Raw genomic sequence first — 19,883 nt, 5'->3', positions numbered from 1 at the left:
TCCACTGTCGAATTCGTCCGTTGAACAAAACGTCAATGCCGGCGGCGCGCATAAGCGCCGTCGGAGAAATCGTCAGGTCGCAATCGACTCGCGATAAGCCGTCTGCCAGCCCCAGGCGCCGGAGCCGTAGCCGCGCTTGGCCACCCGCTCCTTGTAGATGGTCGCGATGATCTCGCCGTCGCCGGCGAGCAGCGACTTGGTCGAGCACATTTCGGCGCACAGCGGCAGCTTGCCTTCGGCAAGCCGGTTGGCGCCGTATTTCGCGTATTCTTCCTTGCTGCCGTCCGCTTCCGGGCCGCCGGCGCAGAACGTGCACTTGTCCATCTTGCCGCGCGATCCGAAGTTCGTCGTTTTCGGATATTGCGGCGCACCGAACGGGCAGGCGTAGAAGCAGTAGCCGCAGCCGATGCACAGGTCCTTGTTGTTCAGCACGACGCCGTCAGCGGTCGTGTAGAACACGTTGGTCGGACAAACCGACGCGCAGGGCGCGTCGGTGCAGTGCATGCAGGCCATCGAGATCGAGCGCTCGCCCGGCTTGCCGTCATTGAGCGTGACGACGCGGCGGCGGTTGATGCCCCACGGAACCTCGTGCTCGTTCTTGCAAGCGGTGACGCAGGCGTTGCACTCGATGCAACGATCGGCGTCGCAGAGGAATTTCATACGTGCCATGGCCGTTGCTCCTTATGCCGCCGCGATCTGACAGAGGGTGACTTTCGGCTCCTGCATGCCCGTCGCCGGGTCGTAGCCGTAGGTTGTGATCGTGTTCGCGCTCTCGCCGAGCACGTACGGATCGGTTCCCTTCGGATAGTGGTCGCGCAGATCGACGCCGCCGAACCAGCCGCCGAAGTGGAAGGGCATCCAGGCGACGCCCTTGCCGACGCGCTCGGTCACCAGCGCCTTCATCTTGGCCTTGGCGCTGTTTTCCGCGCCGGTCACCCAGACCCAGCCGCCGTCCTTGATGCCGCGCTCGGCCGCATCCGCCGGACTGATCTCGATGAACATGTCCTGCTGCAACTCGGCGAGCCACGGATTGGTGCGGGTTTCCTCACCGCCGCCCTCGTATTCGACCAGACGGCCGGACGAGAGAATCAGCGGGAACTGCTTGGCGATGCCCTTCTCGATCGCCGCCTTCTGCAGCGAGAAGCCGATATTCGGCAGCCGGAACTGCTTGGCGTCGGGCAGCGTCGGATATTTCGAGACGAGATCGACGCGCGGCGTGTAGATCGGCTCGCGATGCACCGGGATCGGATCCGGCAAGCCGAACGCATTCATGCGCGCCTTGCCGTTGCCGTAGGGGATGCAACCGTGTTTCAGCGCGATGCGCTGGATGCCGCCCGACAGGTCGGTCGACCATGCCACGCCATCGGCCTTGTCGCCGCCGATCTTGTTGATCGTGGCAAGCTCCTGCGCCGTCAGTTCGCTATCCCAGCCGAGTTTCTTCAGCATGCCGTAGGTGAACTGGGGATAGCCGTCCTTGATGTCGGAGCCTTCCGAATAGACGCCATCGGCGAGAAGGCTGACCTTGCGCGTCGTGCCGTCCGGCAGCTTTTCCTCGCGCTCGAGACCGAAGCGCGGACGGAACGTGCCGCCACCGTCCATCGCCGAACGGAACGGCGCGTAAAGCAGCGGCGTGCCCGGATGCCTGACCTCGGGCGAGCCCCAGCACGGCCACGGCAGGCCGTAATAGTCGCCGCCGACTTCCGGATCGTCCTTAGGCGCGCGCGTACTCACCAGGTCGAACTTGTGCTGGTTCTTCATGTGCGCCTTCAGCCGCTCCGGCGACTGGCCGCAATAGCCCGTCGACCAGCTGCCGCGGTTGATTTCGCGCAGGATGTCCTCCGCAACCGGCAGATTGTTCTCGACCTTGATGTTCTTGAACATCTTGTCGGCGAAGCCGAGTTTCTTCGCGAGCAGATACATGATCTCGAGATCGTCCTTCGACTCGAAGATCGGCTTCACCACCTGCTCGCCCCACTGTATCTGCCGGCCCGTCGCAACGCGGGAGCCTGCACATTCGAACTGGGTCGCAACCGGGAGCAGATAGGTGCCGTCCTTGCGGCCCGCCTGCACCGACAGCGACGCCCAGGTGGTCGGATGCGGGTCGGCGATGACGAGCAACTCGAGCGCCTTGAGCGCCTTCATCGATTCAGGAATGCGCGTGATGCTGTTGCTGGCGTGTCCCTGCACGAACATCGCCTTCAGCGTATCCTTCTGCGCGACCTGATCCTTCGGCAGCAACACCGCATCGAACCACCGCGTCAGCGGAATGCCGGGCGTGTTCATCATCTTCGGATCGTCGAAGCGCGACTTGAACCACTCGAAGTCGGTCTCCCAGACCCGCGACCAGTGCTGCCACGCGCCTTCGGCGAGGCCGTAGTAGAACGGCAGCGTCACGATATCGAGGCCGACGTCGGTGGCGCCCTGCACGTTGTCGTGACCGCGCAGGATGTTCGCGCCGGTGCCCTGCTTGCCGATGTTGCCGGTCATTAGCAGCAGGATGCAGCTGGCGCGCACGTTGGCGGTGCCGACCGTGTGCTGCGTCTGACCCATGCACCAGATGATCGTCGACGGCTTCTCGGTAGCGAACTTCTTGGCGATGCGTTCCATCTGCGCGCCCGGAACGCCGGAGACACGCTCGCACTCTTCCGGATTCCACTTCTCCACTTCCTTGCGGAGATCGTCGAAACCGTAAACGCGCTGGCGGATGAATTCCTTGTCTTCCCATCCATTCTTCAGGATGTGCCACATCAGCCCATACAGCACGGGGATGTCAGTGCCAGGACGGAAGCGCGCGTATTCGGTCGCGTGCGCCGCGGTGCGCGTCATGCGCGGATCGAACACGATGAAGTTGCCCTTGTTGAGCTCCTTCGACTCCAGCATGTGCTGCATGCCGACGGGATGCGCCTCAGCGGCATTGCTGCCGATATAGAGCATCGTCTTCGCATTGCGCATGTCGTTGAGGTTGTTGGTCATCGCGCCGTAGCCCCAGGTATTGGCCACGCCGGTCACCGTCGTCGAATGGCAGATGCGCGCCTGGTGATCCGTGTTGTTGGTGCCCCAATAGGCGCCAAGCTTGCGGAACCAGTACGAGCCCTCGTTGGTCATCTTCGCGGAGCCGAGCCAGTAGACCGAGTCGGCGCCCGACTTGCCGCGAATCTGCATCAGGCGGTCGCCGATCTCGTTGATCGCGACATCCCACGACACGCGCGTCCACTGACCGTTGACGAGCTTCATCGGATAGCGAAGACGCCGCTCGCTGTGCACCAGTTCGCGCACCGAGGCGCCCTTGGCGCAATGCGAACCGCGATTGATCGGGCTGTCCCAGCTCGGCTCCTGGCCGACCCAGACGCCGTTCACGACTTCCGCGGTCACGGTGCATCCGACCGCGCAATGCGTGCAGATGCTCTTGCGAACCGTGGCGCCGGCCGTCAGCGGACCGGCGGCCGCGGCCTCCGCCTTGCGGACGCTGCCGAGCGGCAGCGTTCCCGCGACGGCGAGACCGCCGGCGACGAGACCGGAGCGGCGCAGGAACGAGCGGCGGTCAAGCCCCTCGGCCTGGACGGCGAATTTGCCCGACAGGGATCCGCGGCGGGACTGGCGTTCTGCTCTTTTCGTCAGCATGACTCCCTCCCTCAACCCGGATAGCGGTTGACGCTGTAGTAGCGCTTGATGTGATCGGTTTCCTTGTAGCGCGACTTGCGTTGCTCATCGGCGCTCTCGGTCGCGGCCAGAGCTTCGCCGGCGAGCGGAGCGGACGCCGCGGCGCCGACCGCGCCGGCGCCGATCGCGCGCAGGAAGTCACGACGACCTACGGTCTTTTGCTCGTCCTTCGGCTTCGCATGCATCGCGCTTGCTCCTTCATGTGTTCGCGCGCTCAATCGGCGAGCGCGAAAGCTTCTCTTTCGATGTCCAGAAACAACCGGCCGAGCGTCCCCACGCTGCGGTAGAACACGGCGCCTGCCGCGTTTTCCATGTCGGCGAACAGGCGGCCCATCCAGGGCTGAATGTGTTTTTCGAACAGCTCGCGCTCCGCGCCCGGCGGGGCCGGGAAGCTGCGCGCTGCAAGGCCGGACATGATTTCGCACAGCGTCGCGGCGTGATCTTCCGGCTCGTGATTGCCATCGACACGCTCGATGCCGAGCGCCGCGATATCCTCGCGCAGCCGCGCGAGCGGGCGCTCGTTGAGAAAGCCGGTGAGATAGTACGAGGCATAGGGCAGCAACTCGCTTCGGCCGATGCCGATGAACAGATCGAAGAACTCCCGCTCGACAGCCGCAGGAGCGGCCTGCGCAGCGGCCTCGCCAAGGCGCGCGTGAGCAAGACCGATCGGCGTCGCGCCGCCGCGGAGCCTGCCGAGTTGACCGAGGAATGCCGCCGAGGGCGCGCGGGACAGCAGCGCCGACAACAGCGCATATTCGCGTGCGCGCTCCGCATCGATCTCATCGATTTCGCCTGACACCGGCGCCTCGCTGTACAGGTCAGGCCGCAAACGCGTGCGCGGGATACCGGTCACGGCCTCAACCATGACGACGCGGTCCGCAGGGATGCGGTCCCAATTTGAGACGGAGGGCTGGGCAATTCCGATGCGGCGCGCCAGCTCGGACACGCTGCCGACTTTATCGATTGCTTGTTTCAGACCGGCGTCACGCACGTCGCGATCCTCTGAATGAAGCGTCCCAGCAGTCGTTCTTCAGAATAATTAAAAGCTACGTCGCGACTTTGTTTTGGTCAATAGAAAGGGCCATAGCCTGTGGCTATGGTGACAGCTTCCGGCTATGGCGCGCTATTGCGGAAGTGCGCCTCCGTGCGAACGGCGCGGTCGCGGTGTAGGTTGCTGCAGATCGTCGTGCTGCGACGCAATATCGCGAGCGCCGCCTTCGGGCACGCCAGCAGCATCGTCGGCAGTCGACGAGTCAGCGGCCTCGTGCCGCCGTTCGCCATCCTGCGCCTCGGCTTGTTTCACCGCGGCACTCATCGACGTTTCTGCCGACGGATTTCGATCTGCCGGCACCGACATGACTTCGCCGGCCTGTTCGGCCGCCTCCCGAACATCGTCGATGAGGCCGGACAGCATCCGCCTGATCTGGTCGGGCGTTTGATCGAGCGGTCCAAACCCCGGTATGGCGGTAGGGTCGTTGAAGTCCCAGGCGTTCTCCGCAAGCCCGATGAAATCGCGAATCGCGGGATCGGCGCCCCAGGCGCGGCGAAGCGCCGCACGGGTCAGTTCAGGCGGCACGCCTTGGCGCAGGAAAGCCGTCACGTCGGTTGCGGAGGTGATCGATTCGATCGGCGGCAGGCTGGCGAGATCAATCGTCTCCTCGTCCTGCCGCTCCGGTTTCGACGCATCGGATGTCGCCTGTTCGCCCGGCTTCTCTGCTTCGGACGAAACGGGTTGGGCGGGCGGCGCGGCCTGCCCCGCCTGCCTGTCTTGTTCGGCGGCGCGCTTCCGGCGCGACCAGCGCGCGAGAAAATCCTCGTCGGTCATGTTGCCGATCCCGGCTCGTCCCCGTCGCGCCGCGCCAGCGCCTCCGGATTGGCGCGATCGCGCTTGCGCTTCGAGAACGCCCTTTCGACATGGTGCTCGGCGACGAATTGCGCAACCACCTCCTCGACGGACTCCGGCATCGGCACGGTTTCGATGATGTCGTTACCGGACTCCATCATCGCTTCGCCTTCGGCAGGATCGGCGGTGACGGTCATGACGCTGTACGGCGGCTCGCCGCCGGTTTCGCGCAGCACGACCCAGAGCAGCGGCTCGCCGGTGGCAAAATTGGCGCGATAATTCGCGGTTTCCGAGCGATGCAATTCGATTTCCGCGGTCCCCGCATAGAACATCGCGCGCTCATCGTCACCGGACAGCAGGGTCCAGGGCGGCGTGTCGGGCACGCCGGGGAGGACCTTCACCGGACGCCAGAGAAAATCGATCCACTGGCTCGCGGCCTTGCTGCGTTCGACAAGAACACCGACGGTGATGCTTGCGAGCGGCGGCGCGGCTGTCATCCGATCGTCTCGAGGTGTTTCACCGGCAGGCCGGCGATCAGGTTCTGCGGCTTCATGCGGATCAGTCTATCGGGCGTCTGGGCCAGAATAAGGTAGATCGGCTCGCCCTTCACGGTGTCGAGCATGGTTGCCGGATCGCGGAATGTCAGCTGAAACAGGCCGACAATCCGGGACGCCGCGTCGCCGGTCATCTCCTTGCCGTTCCAGATCGCATTGCCGATCGCCGTGCTGTCGGCGTCGAGACCGACATACCAGGAGAGATTTGCCTCGCGCAGCTCCGGAAGCGCCGCGATGTCGACCTCGATGCCGGCGACATGGGCGATCCAGCGCTCCATCGCGCGGGCGAGCGCGGCAAGCCCGGCCTGCCCCGCTGTCACATTCAACGCCATGTCGAAACGGTCGCTGCGCTCCCAGTAACTTTCGGCATTGCCATCGTTGAGAATGTCGATCTGCCCTTCCGTCGGAATGCCGAAGATCGACACCAACGGGGAGGATTGCCCCATATCGGTGCTGCCGATCACTTCGTCATCGGCGGCGATCAGCGACTGCTCGAACACCGAAACGCGCTGCGTGCGGAAGAACAGCTCGGCGGCGCGCACCGTCATCGCATCCCCGCAGCCATCCAGCGCGTTGCGCATGATGACATGCGCAAGCTGGTTGATGAACAGCACGGGCGTGCGGCCGAAGCCGTTGCGGGCGAAATCGGAATAGGCGGCTTCGAGCGTCTTGTGGCGCAGCAGATGGTCGCGGAACGCGATCAGCACCTGCCAATTCTCGCGCGCATCGGCATCGGCGATCGCCGCGATTTCGGCGGCCTCGACCGGGCGGCGCGGATCCTCCATCAGCGCGGCAAAAATCGTGCGCTCTACGACGCAGGCGTCAAGCGGCGGCGCAAGCTCGGGCCGCGCCAGGTAAACCTTGAGGAATTCGTCGGTCACGACGAGGCCGCCGCCGTCGTCACGGTCGAGCAGATGATGGCCGCAGGACAGCCAGAAGTCCTTCATTTGCGCGCCCGTTCCGCCAACGACACCAGATCGACCGTATCGCCGGGCTGCTCCTCATCCTCGCCCTCCACTTCCATGAAGGAGAAGGCGCGGGCCGGCTTCCGGCCACCCCGGCGCGGCTGCAGGGTGCGGAATGTTTCCCTGATTTCGCCGTCCTCGATACGGCGATGCATTGCGACCAGCGTATCCTTCGGCTGTTCGGCGAGCGATGCGGCAAAATCGATTTCCTCGGCGGCGGCGCGCCGCGCGGTGTCGATGTCCGGCGCGCCGAAGGCCGACACCAGCTTTTGCGCCAGCAATTCGGCCGCCGCGACCCGGTCGGCCTCGCTCGCCTCCACCACCTGTACCAGCGTCGACCAGCCGAGCGTATCGAGGCCGAGAAAACCGCTGCGGAAGGCGACCCGCGCCTTGCCGGTGAAATCGTCAGGGTTCTGCGGCCAGAACACGAACGCTCCCGGCACCGCCCATTCGCCGGGCTCGGCCGCCGTTTCGAAGATGAAGGTGTCGGAGGCGTCGAGCCTGATAGTACGCAGAAGCTTCACAGTTTCGGTCCCCGCGTTTGCGGATCGTACCAGGACGGAGTTGCGAGCAACGGCGCGAGTTTGCGGCGCTCGGCATCCATCTTGCCCATGCGGCGCACCAGCAGATCGCCGCTGTCGTCGATGTCGCGGCGAATGCCTTTCTCCGCCGGCAGCCGCGCCAGATAATCGCGCGCAACGGAGACAAAGCCGTATTCCTGCCAGGCGTCGGTGGCGACCATCAGATGACGGGCGAAGCTTGCGACCAGTTCGGTCGCGGTCACATCGGTGAAACCTTCCTCCTCCAGTGCGGTCACCATCGGGCTGAGACCGGCTTCTTCATTGCTCATCGAGATGGTGCGGATCATGCCACCGAAGACGATCCATTCCGGAATGTCGTCCTCGCGCGCGCCCTCCGGCCAGCCAAGCCTGCCGCCGCCGACCAATCCCCCATTGATGAGAACGGCATCCGGCCACGCGATTTCGACCGGCACATTCGGCGGTCCGAGCGCGACAATGGCATCCGCGAGCGCGCCCATGCCGGCGTAAAAGCTGCGTCGCGCATGACGCAGCGGCTCGTCCGGCTCAAGCACAACCGCAAATTCGCAGAGATCGAACCTGCCGACATAAACAAGCGTGCCGGCCCCGCCTTCGCGCGCGATCGATTTTGCATGGGCGAAGGCGTCGCCGACCTCGCGCAACGTCACCAGCGTGAACGGCGGCGGCAAGACGATCTCGGACGAAAGCGGCGTCTTCTGTCGGGTCCGCGATCCCTGCGGCATGAACGCACGACCTCTACTTTTCAAATTGGAATGATTATAGTTGCAGCCATCGATCCGAGGCCAGCGTTCCTGCCGGGGTCCGGATAGGTACCGTAACACTGCATATCCGCCGCATATATATGTGGCGCCTGATGCGGCGGGGAAACTGTGGCGGAACGACAAGGCCAATGTCCGATGGCGGACCAACCGCGCAACGTTCTGATCTGTTCCTGCGAAGACACCATGCCGGTCGACCGGCATGCGGTCGAGCGCGCCTGTCCCGGCCTGTCGGTGAAGGACGGACGCCATTTCTGCCGCACCGAACTGGCGCGGTTCCGGGACACGGCCGAGCAAGGCGGCGACCTTCTCGTCGCTTGTACGCAGGAAACGCCGATCTTCAATGAGATCGCGGAAGAACTGGCAAATCCGCCTCACCTGACTTTCGTCAATATCCGCGAAACCGCCGGCTGGTCGAAGGATGCAGGGCGGGCGGCACCGAAAATGGCGGCGCTGATCGCCGCCGCCGCCGAACCTCAGCCGGCCATTCCGATCGTCAGCCTGACCAGCGACGGCGTCGTTCTGGTCTACGGCCGCGACGCCCAGGCCATCGAAACCGCGCATCTTCTGAAAGACACGCTCGACGTCACCGTGCTGATCCGCGACGCGCGCGATGCCACGCCGCCGCGCGTCACCGAATTTCCCGTGGTGCAGGGAAAAATCCGCTCCGCGAAAGGCCATCTGGGCGCGTTCGAATTGACCATCGACAGCTACGCGGCTCCCGCCGCGTCCTCGCGCGACCGCTACGCCTTCGACACGCCGCGCGACGGTGCGGTATCGAAATGCGACCTGATCCTCGACTTGTCGGGCGGCGCACCGCTGTTTCCGGCCGCCGACCTGCGCGACGGCTACCTGCGCGCCGACCCCGGCGATCCGGCGGCCGTGCTGCGCGCCGTCCTCAAGGCCCGCGATCTCGTCGGCGTCTTCGACAAGCCGCGCTACGTCGATTTTGCCGAGGATCTTTGCGCACATTCGCGATCGCGGATCGTCGGCTGCCGGCGCTGCCTCGACCTTTGCCCGACCGGCGCGATCACCCCGAACGGCGATCACGTCGCCTTCGACGCCGCGATCTGCGCCGGGTGCGGACAATGCGCCGCCGCCTGCCCAACCGGCGCAGCCGGCTACGCGCTGCCGCCCGCCGACATGTTGATGCGCAATCTGCGCACGCTGCTGACCATCTACCGTCAGGCCGGCGGCCGCGACGCGGTGCTGCTGTTCCACGACCAGGATCACGGCGCGGCGATGATCGACGCGCTGGCGCGGCACGGCGACGGCCTGCCCGCGAACGTGCTGCCGGTCGCCATCAACGAAGTCACGCAGGCCGGCCTCGATGCCGTTGCCGCCGCCTTCGCCTATGGCGCGAGCGCGGTGCGCTTCCTCGTGCGGGCCAAGCCGCGCCATGACATCGCCGGCTTGGTGCGGACCATCGGGCTCGCCGCGCCGGTTCTCGCCGCCCTCGGTTTCGACGGCGAGCGCGTCGCCACCGTCGAGACCGACGATCCTTTTGCCCTCGGCGAAGCGCTTTTCGCGATCGACCCGCTGCGCGCGGCGGAACGCCCGGCGACGTTCGTTGCGCAGGGCCGCAGCCGCGAAGTCACACGGCTCGCGCTACGCCAGTTGCACGGTGTCGCACCGGCGCCGGTCGACGTCGTCATGCTTCCGGCCGGCGCGCCGTTCGGCACCATCGACGTCGATGTCGAGGGCTGCACGCTTTGCCTGTCCTGCGTCAGCGCCTGCCCGACCGGCGCGCTGGGCGACGAACCGGAGCGGCCGGCGCTGCGCTTCAACGAAGATGCGTGCGTACAGTGCGGGCTGTGCAAGGCGACCTGCCCCGAGAAGGTCATCACGCTGAAGCCGCAGCTCGATTTCCGCGCCGCCACCGCCGCCTCGCGCCTCATCAAGGCGGAAGAGCCCTATCAGTGCATCAGCTGCGGCAAGCCGTTCGGCACCAAAAGCTCGGTCGAGCGCGTGCTCGCCAAGCTCGAGGGCAAGCACTGGATGTTCAAGAATTCGGAAAAGCGGCTCAACGTCATCAAGATGTGCGCCGACTGCCGGGTCAACGCCATGGTCGAGGACCAATTCGACCCGCTGGCCGGTCCGCCGCGCCCGAAGGTGCGCACCACCGAAGATTATCTGCGCGAGCGTGAAGAAGCGAAGGCCCGTGGCGAGGAAAGCTGAGGCGCGTCAGCGTTTCGTCGTGGTCTTCGCAAGAAAATTCACCAGCGCCTTTCGATCGTCGGCCGAGCCGATTTTCTGCTCCGGCATCTTGGTGCCGGGCGTATAGGCCATCGGCCCGATCTCGAACAGCCGCGCGACGGTTTCCGGCGTCCACACGATATCGAGTTTCTTGAGCGCGGGAGAAAAGTTGTAGCCCGGCAAAGTCGCGATCTTGCGGCCGAAAATGCCGGAGAGTGTCGGTCCGGCGCGATTGCCTTCGTCGGGCGACAGCGTGTGGCAGGCGACGCAGGCCCGGAACACCTCAGCGCCACGGTCGCCCTGATAGGAAGCGAGCGGATCGGCGGCCGCCGCTGTGACAACCGAGTCCAGCGCCTCACCGTTCGCCGCGTTCCAGCGCCGGATCATGCGGTCCGCGCCGCCGGTCAGCAAGGTGCGATTGTCCGGAAAGAACGCCACCGACCATACCGGCAGACCGGGACCGACCAGCGTGTGAGCGACCTTGCGCGTTCGCGCCTCAACGATCGCAACGGAACCCTTGATGCCCGCCGCCGCGATCAACGCGCCGTCGTCCGACACGGCGAGCGCGATGATCGGCGCAGGCGCGGCCTCGATATCCGCGAGAAGCTCGCCCGAGCGCGACAGCAGATAGACATGACCGTTGGCGCCGCCACTGACGATCTCGCCGCCCGGCAGCACGGCGACGGCGTTCTGCGGCGCCGGCATGGTGCGCACGATGGCGCTGCCGCCCGACAACGGCCACATCCGCAGCGTCGCATCGTAGCCAGCGCTGACGAGAACGTTGCCGTCCGGCGCGAAGGCGACGCTGTTGACGTTCTGGCTGTGGCCTTCGAGCACGCGCGGTTCGCCGCCGCCAGCCGGCCACAGGCGAATGCTGTGATCCCACGAAGCCGATGCAATCGTTTTGCCATCCGGCGACACCGCGAGCCCTGCGACCGGACCTTTGTGTCCCTTCAAGACCGTATCGGGTCTTACCTGCCCGGCGGCCCAGATCGCGATCTGCGCATCTTCTCCGCCGGTCACCATCCGGCCGTCGGGGAGAAACGCGACGGCGTTCACGGCGCTCTCATGAAAACGCAAAACTTGCGCGGCGGAATTCTCCGTCAGCGACCAGCAGATCGCGGAGGTGTCGAAGCTTCCCGACAATGCCGTCTTGCCATCGGAGGCAATGGTCAGCGCGCGCACCGGACCGCCATGACCGCGCAATTGCGCCTGCGACGTCGTCGCCATCAAGACGGAAAACAGAGCTGCAAGAAGATATGCCGAGGCCTTCATGGCGCGCACGATGACCCAATCTCCACTGCGCGCAGACTGACCGGCATTTGCGGCATCGGCAAGACGCAACGCGGGGCAAGAACCTCCGGCGACCGCGGCGAAATGCTCTCAACGCGCACGGCGCGCATCGGCGTCGCCGCCGCGCAGTCGCGACAATGAAGGTTCTTGTCGGTTACTTCTGCAACCACTAGCATTTGCTCTTGATCGTACAATTTTCGCGCGGCGAAAGCCGCAATGCGCGCGATTTCAGCGATTTCAACGAAAGGTGAGCGAGCACGTCAAACGGCTCACCATCGACACCGAAGGGGAAACAGATGACCACTCGCCGCCGCTTCCTTGCGCTATCGGGCGCCGCCATCACCATGCCGGCGGTGCTGCGGAACGCGTTCGCCGACACGACCTGGCCGACCGCCAAACCGATCCGCATGATTTGCCCGTTCGGCGCCGGCAGCACGGTCGACGTGCTGGCTCGCCTGGTCACCGATCCGCTGTCGCAGGCTCTCGGGCAATCGGTGGTCGTCGAGAACCGCGGCGGCGCGGGCGGCATGATCGGTTCCGCTGTCGTCGCGCGCTCCGAACCCGACGGCTACACGCTGCTGGCCAACGCCGCGGCGCATACCGCCGTGCCGGCCGCCCATCCCAATGTCAGCTACGACCCCGCCAAGGATTTCGCCGGCATTGCGATGATCGGCGTGGTGCCGAACGTGATCGTGATCGCGCCGTCGAAAGGCATCAAGACCGTCAAGGAACTGGTCGAGCGGGCCAAGGACGGGCAGATGACGTTCGCGTCCGCCGGCGTCGGCAGCGCGACGCACTGGGCAGCCGAACGTTTCCGCCTGAGCGCGGGCTTCAAGGCGACGCATGTGCCGTTCCGCGGCGGGCCGGCGGCGCTAACCGAAGTGGCGACCGGCCGCGTCGACTTCATGGCGATCGGCACCGGTTCGGGATTGCCGTTCATCATCGACAAGCGACTAATCCCGCTCGCGGTGACGACGCAGAAGCGCTCGCTGGCCTTGCCCGAAGTACCGACCACGCTCGAACTTGGCTACGCCAATTCCGAATACACGTTCTGGAACGGGTTCCTGGCGCCGCGCCAGACGCCGAAGCCGATCGTGGACCGCCTGCACACCGAAATCGGCAAGATCGTCAACCGCGCCGATATCAAGGAAAAGCTGGCCAAGCAGGGCGTCGAGCCGCTGTCGCTGTCGACGGCGGAATTCGACGCACTGATGACGAAAGAGATCGCTGAGAACCTCGCGCTCGCGAAGGCGGCCGGCCTGAAATTCAACTGACGGCCTGCGGGCCGCCTGCCCGCGGCTCCGGCAACAATAACGCCGGCCGGATGCGATCCGGCCGGCGTCATCCTCACAGCATGACGGCTCGCCGCGAGCGCGGCAACTCAACAGCTCACTCCTTTGCGCCGGTCAAACGCGTTGTGTAGCATCGCACGCATCCCCGAAGCGTGGGCGCGCGGCATGCGCCCTTTGCTCATCTGGAAGCTCCCATGACCGACGAAAAGCGTAAGTATAAAATCTGGGCGCAGGGCGCCACCGATCAGACCGGCCATCGCAACTACCTGGCGGCGCTGCTCCCGCACATGCAGTCCTGCGTCGAACCGGACTTCGAACTAACCTTTCACACCATCACGCCGTCGGTCACGACGGTGCACGCGCTGTCAGAATTCCGCTTCTCGCGCGAGGTGATCCGCGGCGCGATCGAGGCCGAACGGCAGGGCTGCGACGTATTTTTCATGAACCACTTTCAGGACGTCGGCCTCTACGAGGCGCGGGCCGCGGTGTCGATCCCGGTGGTCGGCCTCGGCGAAAGCACGCTGCTGCACGCCTGCACCATGGGCCGGAAGCTCGGGCTGCTGGCGATCAATCCGGCCTTCATCCCCGCTCATGCCGAGCAGGTAATGCGTTACGGCCTGCAAACCCGCGTCGCCGGCATCCGCTCCATCAACGCCAATATCAGCGACTACATGGAGGCTTTCAACGCGCCGGCGAAGAAGGCCTCATTGGCCGAGGTGTTCGAGCGCGAGGCCCGCCGCCTGCTGGACGACGGCGCCGATGTCATCGTGCCGACCGGCGGCATCCCGATGATGCTGTTCGCGTCCGAGCCGGGCGCGAGCATCGACGGCGCGCCGATCGTCAATGGCGTCACCATCGTGGTCAAGGCTGCCGAGATGGCGGTCAAGCTGCGCAAGCTCGGCGGCATGGGAACAAGCCGCGTCGCGCATTCGGGCTTCGGGCTGCCGTCGGAACAGACGTTGCGGGAATTTCTCGAGCACGGCTGATCGCCTTCGATCAGGCGCGCGGCTCGTCACCGCTTTCGGAACGCGCCGGCGCCCAAGCCGCCGACGGATCGTCCGGCGGCACCGCCGCGAGCAAGGCGCGCGTATAAGCGTGCTTCGGCGCGGCGAACACCTCAGCCGTTGTGCCGCTTTCCACGACCTCGCCGCGATACATTACCAGCACGCGATCGCACAGATAGCGCACCACCGACAGGTCGTGCGAAATGAAGACCATCGAGAACGGCTGCTGCCGCCGCAACGCCAGCAGCAGATCGAGCAGTTGCGCCTGAACCGACACGTCGAGACCCGACACGATCTCGTCGGCCACCAGGATCTTCGGCGTCGCGCAGAGCGCGCGCGCGATGTTGACGCGCTGCCTCTGCCCGCCGGACAGCTGCGCCGGGAAACGCGCGGCGACTTCCGGCGCAAGACCGATCTGGCTCAGGAGCTCGCGCGCGCGCTCCGCGCGCTCGGCGCGCGTCGCATGACCCGCCGCCTCCAGCGGCTGGGTGACGATCGACCCAACCCGCCGCCGCGGATTGAGCGCGGACTGCGGATCCTGAAAAACGAGCTGCATGTCTTTGCGGTCCGGCGCCACACCGGGCGCCTCCCCCGCAATGCGCAGAGTGCCTTGCGACAAGCTTTCCAGCCCGATCAGCAGGCGGGCGAGCGTGGTCTTGCCGCTGCCGCTTTCGCCGACGATGCCGAGAAACTCGTTCTTCTCGAGCCGGAAACTGACGTCGCGCACCGCCGGGAACGCCGTGCGGCGGAACAGTCGGCCGGTCGTAAAGGTCTTGGAAACCCGTTCCGCCTCCAGAACCGGCACGCGCTCGCCCCTCGCCGAAGCGGCGCTCAACGGTGGCGTCACGATGCTGCCGGTCTCCGCGGGATGGATACAGGCCGTCTTGCGGCCCGGCGCAATCTCCGCCAATGCCGGCGGCGCCTCACGGCATTGCGGGACTGCAACCGGACAGCGCGGCGCAAAGGCGCAACCGGCGATGTCTTTCCAGGCCCGCAGGCCCGGCATCCGTTCGGGCAGCGACAGCAGCGCGCGCCGCTCACCGCGCATCGACGGGCTCGCGAGTTGCAGGCAGCGCGTATAGGGATGCGCCGGCGCACCGAACAGGCTTCGCGCCGGCCCGTATTCCACCGGACGGCCGGCATAAAGAACAAGAATGTCGTCGCAAACGTGAGCCGCGAGCCGCAGGTCGTGGGTGATGAACACGACCGCGGTGTCGTCGCGCTTTTGCATCTCCGCGATCAGCTGGACGATGCGCACCTGGATCGTCACGTCGAGCGCGGTGGTCGGCTCGTCGGCAATGACGAGGCGTGGCTTGCCGGCAAAGGCCATCGCGATCAGAACGCGCTGGCACATGCCGCCGGAAATCTGGTGCGGATACCTGTCCAGCAACGCCTCGCCGTGCGCCAAATGAACGCTCTCGAACAGCGCAAGCGCCCTGCGCTTGCGTTCGGCCGCATTGGTCACGCCAAGCCGCGCCAGATGCTCACCGATCTGCCTTCCGACGGTCAGGACCGGGTTCAGCGCCGAAAGCGGCTCCTGCGGGATGAAGGCGATGTCCTTGCCGAGCAGAGCCTGACGCTTTTCGGGAGACATCGCGATGAGGTCGTCGCCGCCGAAGGTGAGGCTTCCGGCGCTGCAGGCAAAGCCGGGCGGAAGCATCTGCGCAACGGTGCGGCCGAGCATGGACTTTCCGGCGCCCGACTCGCCGACGAGGCCGAGAATTTTTCCCGGCGCGAGCGCGAAGTTCAGCCCCTGCAGCACCGGCAACGCCTCGCCGCCAAGCGAGGCCGAAACCGCGAGATCTTCGGCGACCAGCAGGCTCATGTGCGCTGCGTCTCCGCAAGGCGGACGTCGAGCGTGCGCCGCAACCCGTCGCCCAGGATGTTGAAGGCGAAGACGGTAACAAAGATCGCGAGCACCGGAAGGATCAGGTTCCAGTAGGACTGATAGATCGAAAGCCGCGCGTCCGCGATCATCTGGCCCCAGGCCGGAGTCTCCGCCGTGACGCTAAGGCCTACGAAGGACAGGATCGCCTCGACGATCACCGCGATGCCCATTTCGAGGCTCATCAACGTGATGAGCAAGGGCAGCGTCGCCGGCGCGATCTCTCGCGCGATGATGCGCCAATGCGAAAAGCCGGCAAGCCTTGCCGCCATCACGTAGTCGCGCCGCGTGACGACCAGCACCTCGCTGCGCAGCACACGGCAGAAGCGTGTCCAGTCGACCAGAACGATCGACAGGATCACATTGCTCAGCCCGGCGCCCAAACCGACCATGAAGATCAGCGCCAGGATGACAGGCGGGAACGACATCCAGATATCGACCACCCGGCCGATCAGCCAGTCGACCGCGCCGCCGAAATAACCCGCGACATGCGCCAGGATGCCGCCGAGGATCATCGCGCCGAACGACGAGACAATGGCCACCGTCATCGCGATGCGCGCGCCGTAAAGCAACCGCGACAGCACGCAACGGCCGAGACTGTCGGTGCCGAGCGGGAAACTGGCGTCGCCGCCCGGCAGCCAGGCCGGCGGCAACAAAATAGAAACCAGCGCTTGCTCATTGGGATCGTGTGGCGCGAGCAGTGGCGCCAGCAGCGCGACAAGGCCGATCAACACGACGATCGCCAGCCCAATCGCGACGCGCGCCGACCTCATCCATTTCGGGATCCGCATCAGGCGACCCTCAATTTCGGATTGAGGACGACGTAGCAGGCATCGACGACCGTATTGATGATCAGCACGACGACGCAATAAGCGAGGCCGACCGCCTGGATGATCGGAAGATCGGCATTGCGCACCGCATCGACCATCAGATTGCCGAGGCCGGGATAGGAATAGATCACCTCGACGAGCAGCGTGCCGCCGAACAGAAAGCCGAACTGAACGCCCATCAGGCTCAAGGTCGGCAGAATCGCATTCTTGAGGCCGTGACGCAGCAAAACGCGCCGCTCCGGCTGGCCGCGCAGCCGCGCCTGCTGGATGTAGTCCTCCTGATAGACGTCGAGCAGGCTGGACCGCAGCACCCGCATGATGGTGGGTGAAAACGCAATGCCGAGTGCGAAGGACGGCAGCAGCATGTGCTGGACGACGTCCCAGAACATGTCGAGCCGCCCGACCAGCAGCGTGTCGAGCAGGAGGAAGCCAGTGACCAGCGGGCGCTGGAATTCCGGCGACAGCCGGCCGGTGAACGGCAGCGCCTCGAACAGCACGCCGAAGACGAGGATGAAGAACAGCGCCCACAGAAATTCGGGGATCGAGAGCAGCACGATCGATCCGAGGTCCGCGATCTGGCTGAGCAGCCGCCGGTCGCGCAGGTGAAACAGCAGCAGCCCGCCCCCGATGCCGAGCGCACCGGCGATCGCCATCGCGCACAGCGCCAGTTCGATAGTCGCCGGTAACGTCGCGGCGACCAGCGACACCACGCTCCGGCGGAAGTGAATCGACGTTCCGAGATCGCCCTGCAACGCGTGCCCGAGCCAGATCGCATATTGCTGGGGCAGCGGCAGATGCAGGCCCATCTCCTGCCGCTTGGCTTCGATCTCGGCGAGCGTGGCGGTCGGCGGCATCGACATCGCCGCCGGATCGACCGGCAGCAGCCGCAGGATGCAGAACAGCAGCGCAGACACGACCGCGAGAATGACGACGGACACCAGAACGCGCCGGAAAACCAGGAGAAGAATCGCGCTCATGCGACCGCTTCCGTTGGAAGTCCGGCAGTCACCGTTCCGTTCTCACCGCCGCGGCCCCCACGCCCACGTTCCGGGATCAGGTCCAGCTCATCTTGTCCGCGAGAATCCAGCCGTTCTCGTATTTGACGTATGACAGCGCCTTCTTGCGCGCGACGGTCTGCACGCTCTGCAGCAAGGGGATGGTGGCCCCCTTCTCGATCACGAACTTGTTGACGTCGCGCCAGCCGGCGATGCGCTTGTCGTAATCGGCGACGTTGAACAACGGCCCGATCTTCTCGCCGACCTCCGCCCCTTTCCAAGCGGAGAACGGCAGCTTCGGGTTCAGCAGATAGCCCGCGAAAATCTCCGGATCGCCTGTCGCATTGTCCCAGCTGTAGAGCGTCGCCTCCGGCAATTTCGAGCCGCGATTAAGCTCGAAATACTTCGCGTATTCGATGGTCTCGATTTCCGCCTCGATGCCGACCTTCTTCCACATCTGCTGGATCGCGCGCGCGATATCAAAGTCGCTGGGGAAATGGCCGTTGGTGCTGGCAAACTTGATCTTGGCGGGCTTCGACGGGCTGAAGCCGGACTTCGCCAGCAACTGCGTAGCGAGTTTCGGATCGTAGGCGAACTTGAAATCCGGGAGATAGGCCGCGGTTCCCGGCGTCGCGACGACGGACAGCGGAACCGCCGCGCCGCCATAGAACGCCTTGGACAGCGCCGCCTTGTCGATCGCGTGATGCGCGGCGAGCCGTACATTGTCGTCGGCGAAGCCGAGGTCGTTGCGGCACTGAAGCAGGACGATGCGCGTCATCGGATTAAGCTCGGCCGCGAGCCCGCGCTCCTTGCCGAGCCGGGCCACCTCGCGCACCGGCACGTTGATGGTGAAGTCGATCTGCCCGGACTGCACGGCGGCGACACGCGCCGACGGATCCTTAATGATCTCGAAGGTGATGCGCTTGATCTTCGGTTTCGGACCCCAATAGGCGTCGTTACGCTCCAGCACGATGCGCGAGTTCAGCTGATAGTCGACGAGCTTGTAGGGACCGGTGCCGACCGGCTTCTGCGCGGCCGCTTCGACGCCCGCGGATTCGAAATACTTTTTCGGAACGATGTAGCTGCCGAGGAAGGCGAGCCACTGCGGCGCGGTCGGCGCCGGCGAGCTGAACACCATCCGCGCCTTGGTCGGCGACAGCACCTCGATGTCCTTCACCTTACGCCAGGAGTTCTTGGTGTCGACCTGATGGCCGGCCTTGATGCGCTCGAAGAAGGTGTAGCGCAAATCCTCCGCCGTCATCTTGTCGCCGTTGTGGAACGTGACGTCGTCCCGCAACTCGACGTCGAGGCTCAGGCCGTCGGCCGCGAGTTGCCATTTGGTCAGGAGCTTGGGGATCAACTTGAGCTTCGGGTCCTGATCGATCGGCTGATCGAACACGAGCTTGTAAATCGGCTGCGCGTCCGGCGTGAAGCGCCGGTTGGGATCCCAGGACGGCACGTCGCTCGGCCAGCCGATCGTCGCGGCGTCGCCGGCGGCGAAGGCGTCCGTCATGCTGCCGGCCAACGCCGTGCTGCCGGCGGCGAGCGCCAGCATCTGCAAGGCGGCTCTGCGATCCATCTCGATGCTCATCAGTGTTCTCCCCCGTTTTCGCGTCGTTGCGCGAATGAAGCCGTCACGAGCTTCGCTTCGGATCGGGGTCTCGGCCAACTTCCCGATCCGGGGCGGCGCCAGTTATTTTAAGCTTAAGATTTCTCCAAACGGCGCGCAACAACGGGATGACCGGCGTCACCCTCGCCTGGCCGGCACGTTTTCAGCCGGAGATAAAACCCCGAGCGCGAGCGGCGTCAGGCCATCGACCAGTCCACAGTCTCGCCGCCGAACAACGGCCGTATGTCGCCCGCCGTACCGACATTCACCCGCTCCGGGATCGTTGCCGGCGCGCGCCGCAGCCGCACCCGTTCCTCGTTCGGCGGCAGTCCGTAGAAGGCCGGACCGTTGAGCGAGGCGAAGGCCTCGAACTTGTCCAGCGCCTTCTCCTCCTCGAACACCTTGAGATAGGCCGCAAGCGCCGCCGGCGCGCCGAACA

General features: G+C 65.3%; 17 protein-coding genes and 1 pseudogene. 3 read left to right on the top strand and 15 right to left on the bottom strand.

Translation table 11 applies throughout. The annotated features are described in order from the left end of the window. Positions 1–72 precede the first annotated feature (72 nt). The 9 genes from fdh3B to AB7F10_RS12925 all read right to left on the bottom strand — a co-directional run bounded on the left by fdh3B (position 73) and on the right by AB7F10_RS12925 (position 8,304). Positions 73–669 (bottom strand): formate dehydrogenase FDH3 subunit beta, encoded by a 597-nt coding sequence (gene fdh3B / locus AB7F10_RS12965; protein WP_428562421.1) that lies wholly within the window; start codon positions 667–669, stop codon positions 73–75. A gap of 12 nt (positions 670–681) precedes the next feature. Continuing rightward, positions 682–3,621, bottom strand: coding sequence for a formate dehydrogenase subunit alpha (locus tag AB7F10_RS12960; protein ID WP_428562423.1), 2,940 nt, complete (start codon positions 3,619–3,621; stop codon positions 682–684). A gap of 11 nt (positions 3,622–3,632) precedes the next feature. Further along, positions 3,633–3,845 (bottom strand): twin-arginine translocation signal domain-containing protein, encoded by a 213-nt coding sequence (locus AB7F10_RS12955; protein WP_428562425.1) that lies wholly within the window; start codon positions 3,843–3,845, stop codon positions 3,633–3,635. 29 nt (positions 3,846–3,874) lie between these two features. Continuing rightward, entirely contained in the window at positions 3,875–4,651 is a 777-nt protein-coding gene (locus AB7F10_RS12950) for a Cro/CI family transcriptional regulator (RefSeq protein ID WP_428562427.1), read from the bottom strand. Positions 4,652–4,783: 132 nt separating this feature from the next. Continuing rightward, positions 4,784–5,485, bottom strand: a complete 702-nt coding sequence (locus AB7F10_RS12945; protein WP_428562429.1) for a DUF3306 domain-containing protein — start codon at positions 5,483–5,485, stop codon at positions 4,784–4,786. Beyond that, positions 5,482–6,000 (bottom strand): DUF3305 domain-containing protein, encoded by a 519-nt coding sequence (locus AB7F10_RS12940; RefSeq protein ID WP_428562431.1) that lies wholly within the window; start codon positions 5,998–6,000, stop codon positions 5,482–5,484. The genes AB7F10_RS12945 and AB7F10_RS12940 overlap by 4 nt, the downstream gene beginning before the upstream one ends. Then, positions 5,997–7,004: a DUF6352 family protein gene (locus AB7F10_RS12935; RefSeq protein WP_428562433.1), complete on the bottom strand. Its 1,008-nt coding sequence runs from the start codon at positions 7,002–7,004 to the stop codon at positions 5,997–5,999. Before AB7F10_RS12935 ends, AB7F10_RS12940 begins: the two co-directional genes overlap by 4 nt. Next, positions 7,001–7,546, bottom strand: coding sequence for a DUF6505 family protein (locus AB7F10_RS12930; RefSeq protein ID WP_428562435.1), 546 nt, complete (start codon positions 7,544–7,546; stop codon positions 7,001–7,003). The genes AB7F10_RS12935 and AB7F10_RS12930 overlap by 4 nt, the downstream gene beginning before the upstream one ends. Continuing rightward, entirely contained in the window at positions 7,543–8,304 is a 762-nt protein-coding gene (locus AB7F10_RS12925) for a biotin/lipoate--protein ligase family protein (protein WP_428562437.1), read from the bottom strand. Before AB7F10_RS12925 ends, AB7F10_RS12930 begins: the two co-directional genes overlap by 4 nt. A gap of 222 nt (positions 8,305–8,526) precedes the next feature. Between AB7F10_RS12925 and AB7F10_RS12920 the strand changes: the two genes are divergently transcribed. Continuing rightward, the gene (locus AB7F10_RS12920; protein WP_428562481.1) at positions 8,527–10,518 is read left to right on the top strand and encodes a 4Fe-4S binding protein; all 1,992 of its coding nucleotides are present in this window, start codon (positions 8,527–8,529) and stop codon (positions 10,516–10,518) included. A gap of 6 nt (positions 10,519–10,524) precedes the next feature. Here AB7F10_RS12920 and AB7F10_RS12915 read toward each other — a convergent pair whose 3' ends face one another. Continuing rightward, on the bottom strand, positions 10,525–11,766 hold the full coding sequence (locus AB7F10_RS12915) for a c-type cytochrome (protein ID WP_428562439.1): 1,242 nt from the start codon (positions 11,764–11,766) through the stop codon (positions 10,525–10,527). 359 nt (positions 11,767–12,125) lie between these two features. Between AB7F10_RS12915 and AB7F10_RS12910 the strand changes: the two genes are divergently transcribed. After that, positions 12,126–13,103, top strand: a complete 978-nt coding sequence (locus AB7F10_RS12910; RefSeq protein WP_428562441.1) for a Bug family tripartite tricarboxylate transporter substrate binding protein — start codon at positions 12,126–12,128, stop codon at positions 13,101–13,103. A gap of 212 nt (positions 13,104–13,315) precedes the next feature. Then, positions 13,316–14,107 (top strand): aspartate/glutamate racemase family protein, encoded by a 792-nt coding sequence (locus tag AB7F10_RS12905; RefSeq protein WP_428562443.1) that lies wholly within the window; start codon positions 13,316–13,318, stop codon positions 14,105–14,107. A gap of 10 nt (positions 14,108–14,117) precedes the next feature. Here the strand turns inward: AB7F10_RS12905 and AB7F10_RS12900 are convergent, their stop codons facing one another. The 5 genes and pseudogenes from AB7F10_RS12900 to AB7F10_RS12880 form a co-directional block, all read right to left on the bottom strand. After that, positions 14,118–15,950 (bottom strand): dipeptide ABC transporter ATP-binding protein, encoded by a 1,833-nt coding sequence (locus tag AB7F10_RS12900; RefSeq protein ID WP_428562445.1) that lies wholly within the window; start codon positions 15,948–15,950, stop codon positions 14,118–14,120. Beyond that, entirely contained in the window at positions 15,947–16,801 is an 855-nt protein-coding gene (locus AB7F10_RS12895; RefSeq protein ID WP_428562447.1) for an ABC transporter permease, read from the bottom strand. Before AB7F10_RS12895 ends, AB7F10_RS12900 begins: the two co-directional genes overlap by 4 nt. Further along, complete coding sequence (locus AB7F10_RS12890) at positions 16,801–17,817, bottom strand: ABC transporter permease (RefSeq protein WP_428562449.1); 1,017 nt, start codon at positions 17,815–17,817, stop codon at positions 16,801–16,803. Before AB7F10_RS12890 ends, AB7F10_RS12895 begins: the two co-directional genes overlap by 1 nt. Positions 17,818–17,893: 76 nt before the next feature. After that, the gene (locus AB7F10_RS12885) at positions 17,894–19,426 is read right to left on the bottom strand and encodes an ABC transporter substrate-binding protein (RefSeq protein WP_428562451.1); all 1,533 of its coding nucleotides are present in this window, start codon (positions 19,424–19,426) and stop codon (positions 17,894–17,896) included. A gap of 215 nt (positions 19,427–19,641) precedes the next feature. After that, a pseudogene (locus tag AB7F10_RS12880) lies at positions 19,642–19,883 on the bottom strand (dihydroorotase); the annotation flags it as partial.

The organism is Pseudolabrys sp., from assembly GCF_050250095.1.
Taxonomy (GTDB): Bacteria; Pseudomonadota; Alphaproteobacteria; order Rhizobiales; family Xanthobacteraceae; genus Pseudolabrys.
The sequence above is the reverse complement of the archived record's forward strand: the minus strand, read 5'-3'. Positions and strand labels throughout refer to the sequence as shown.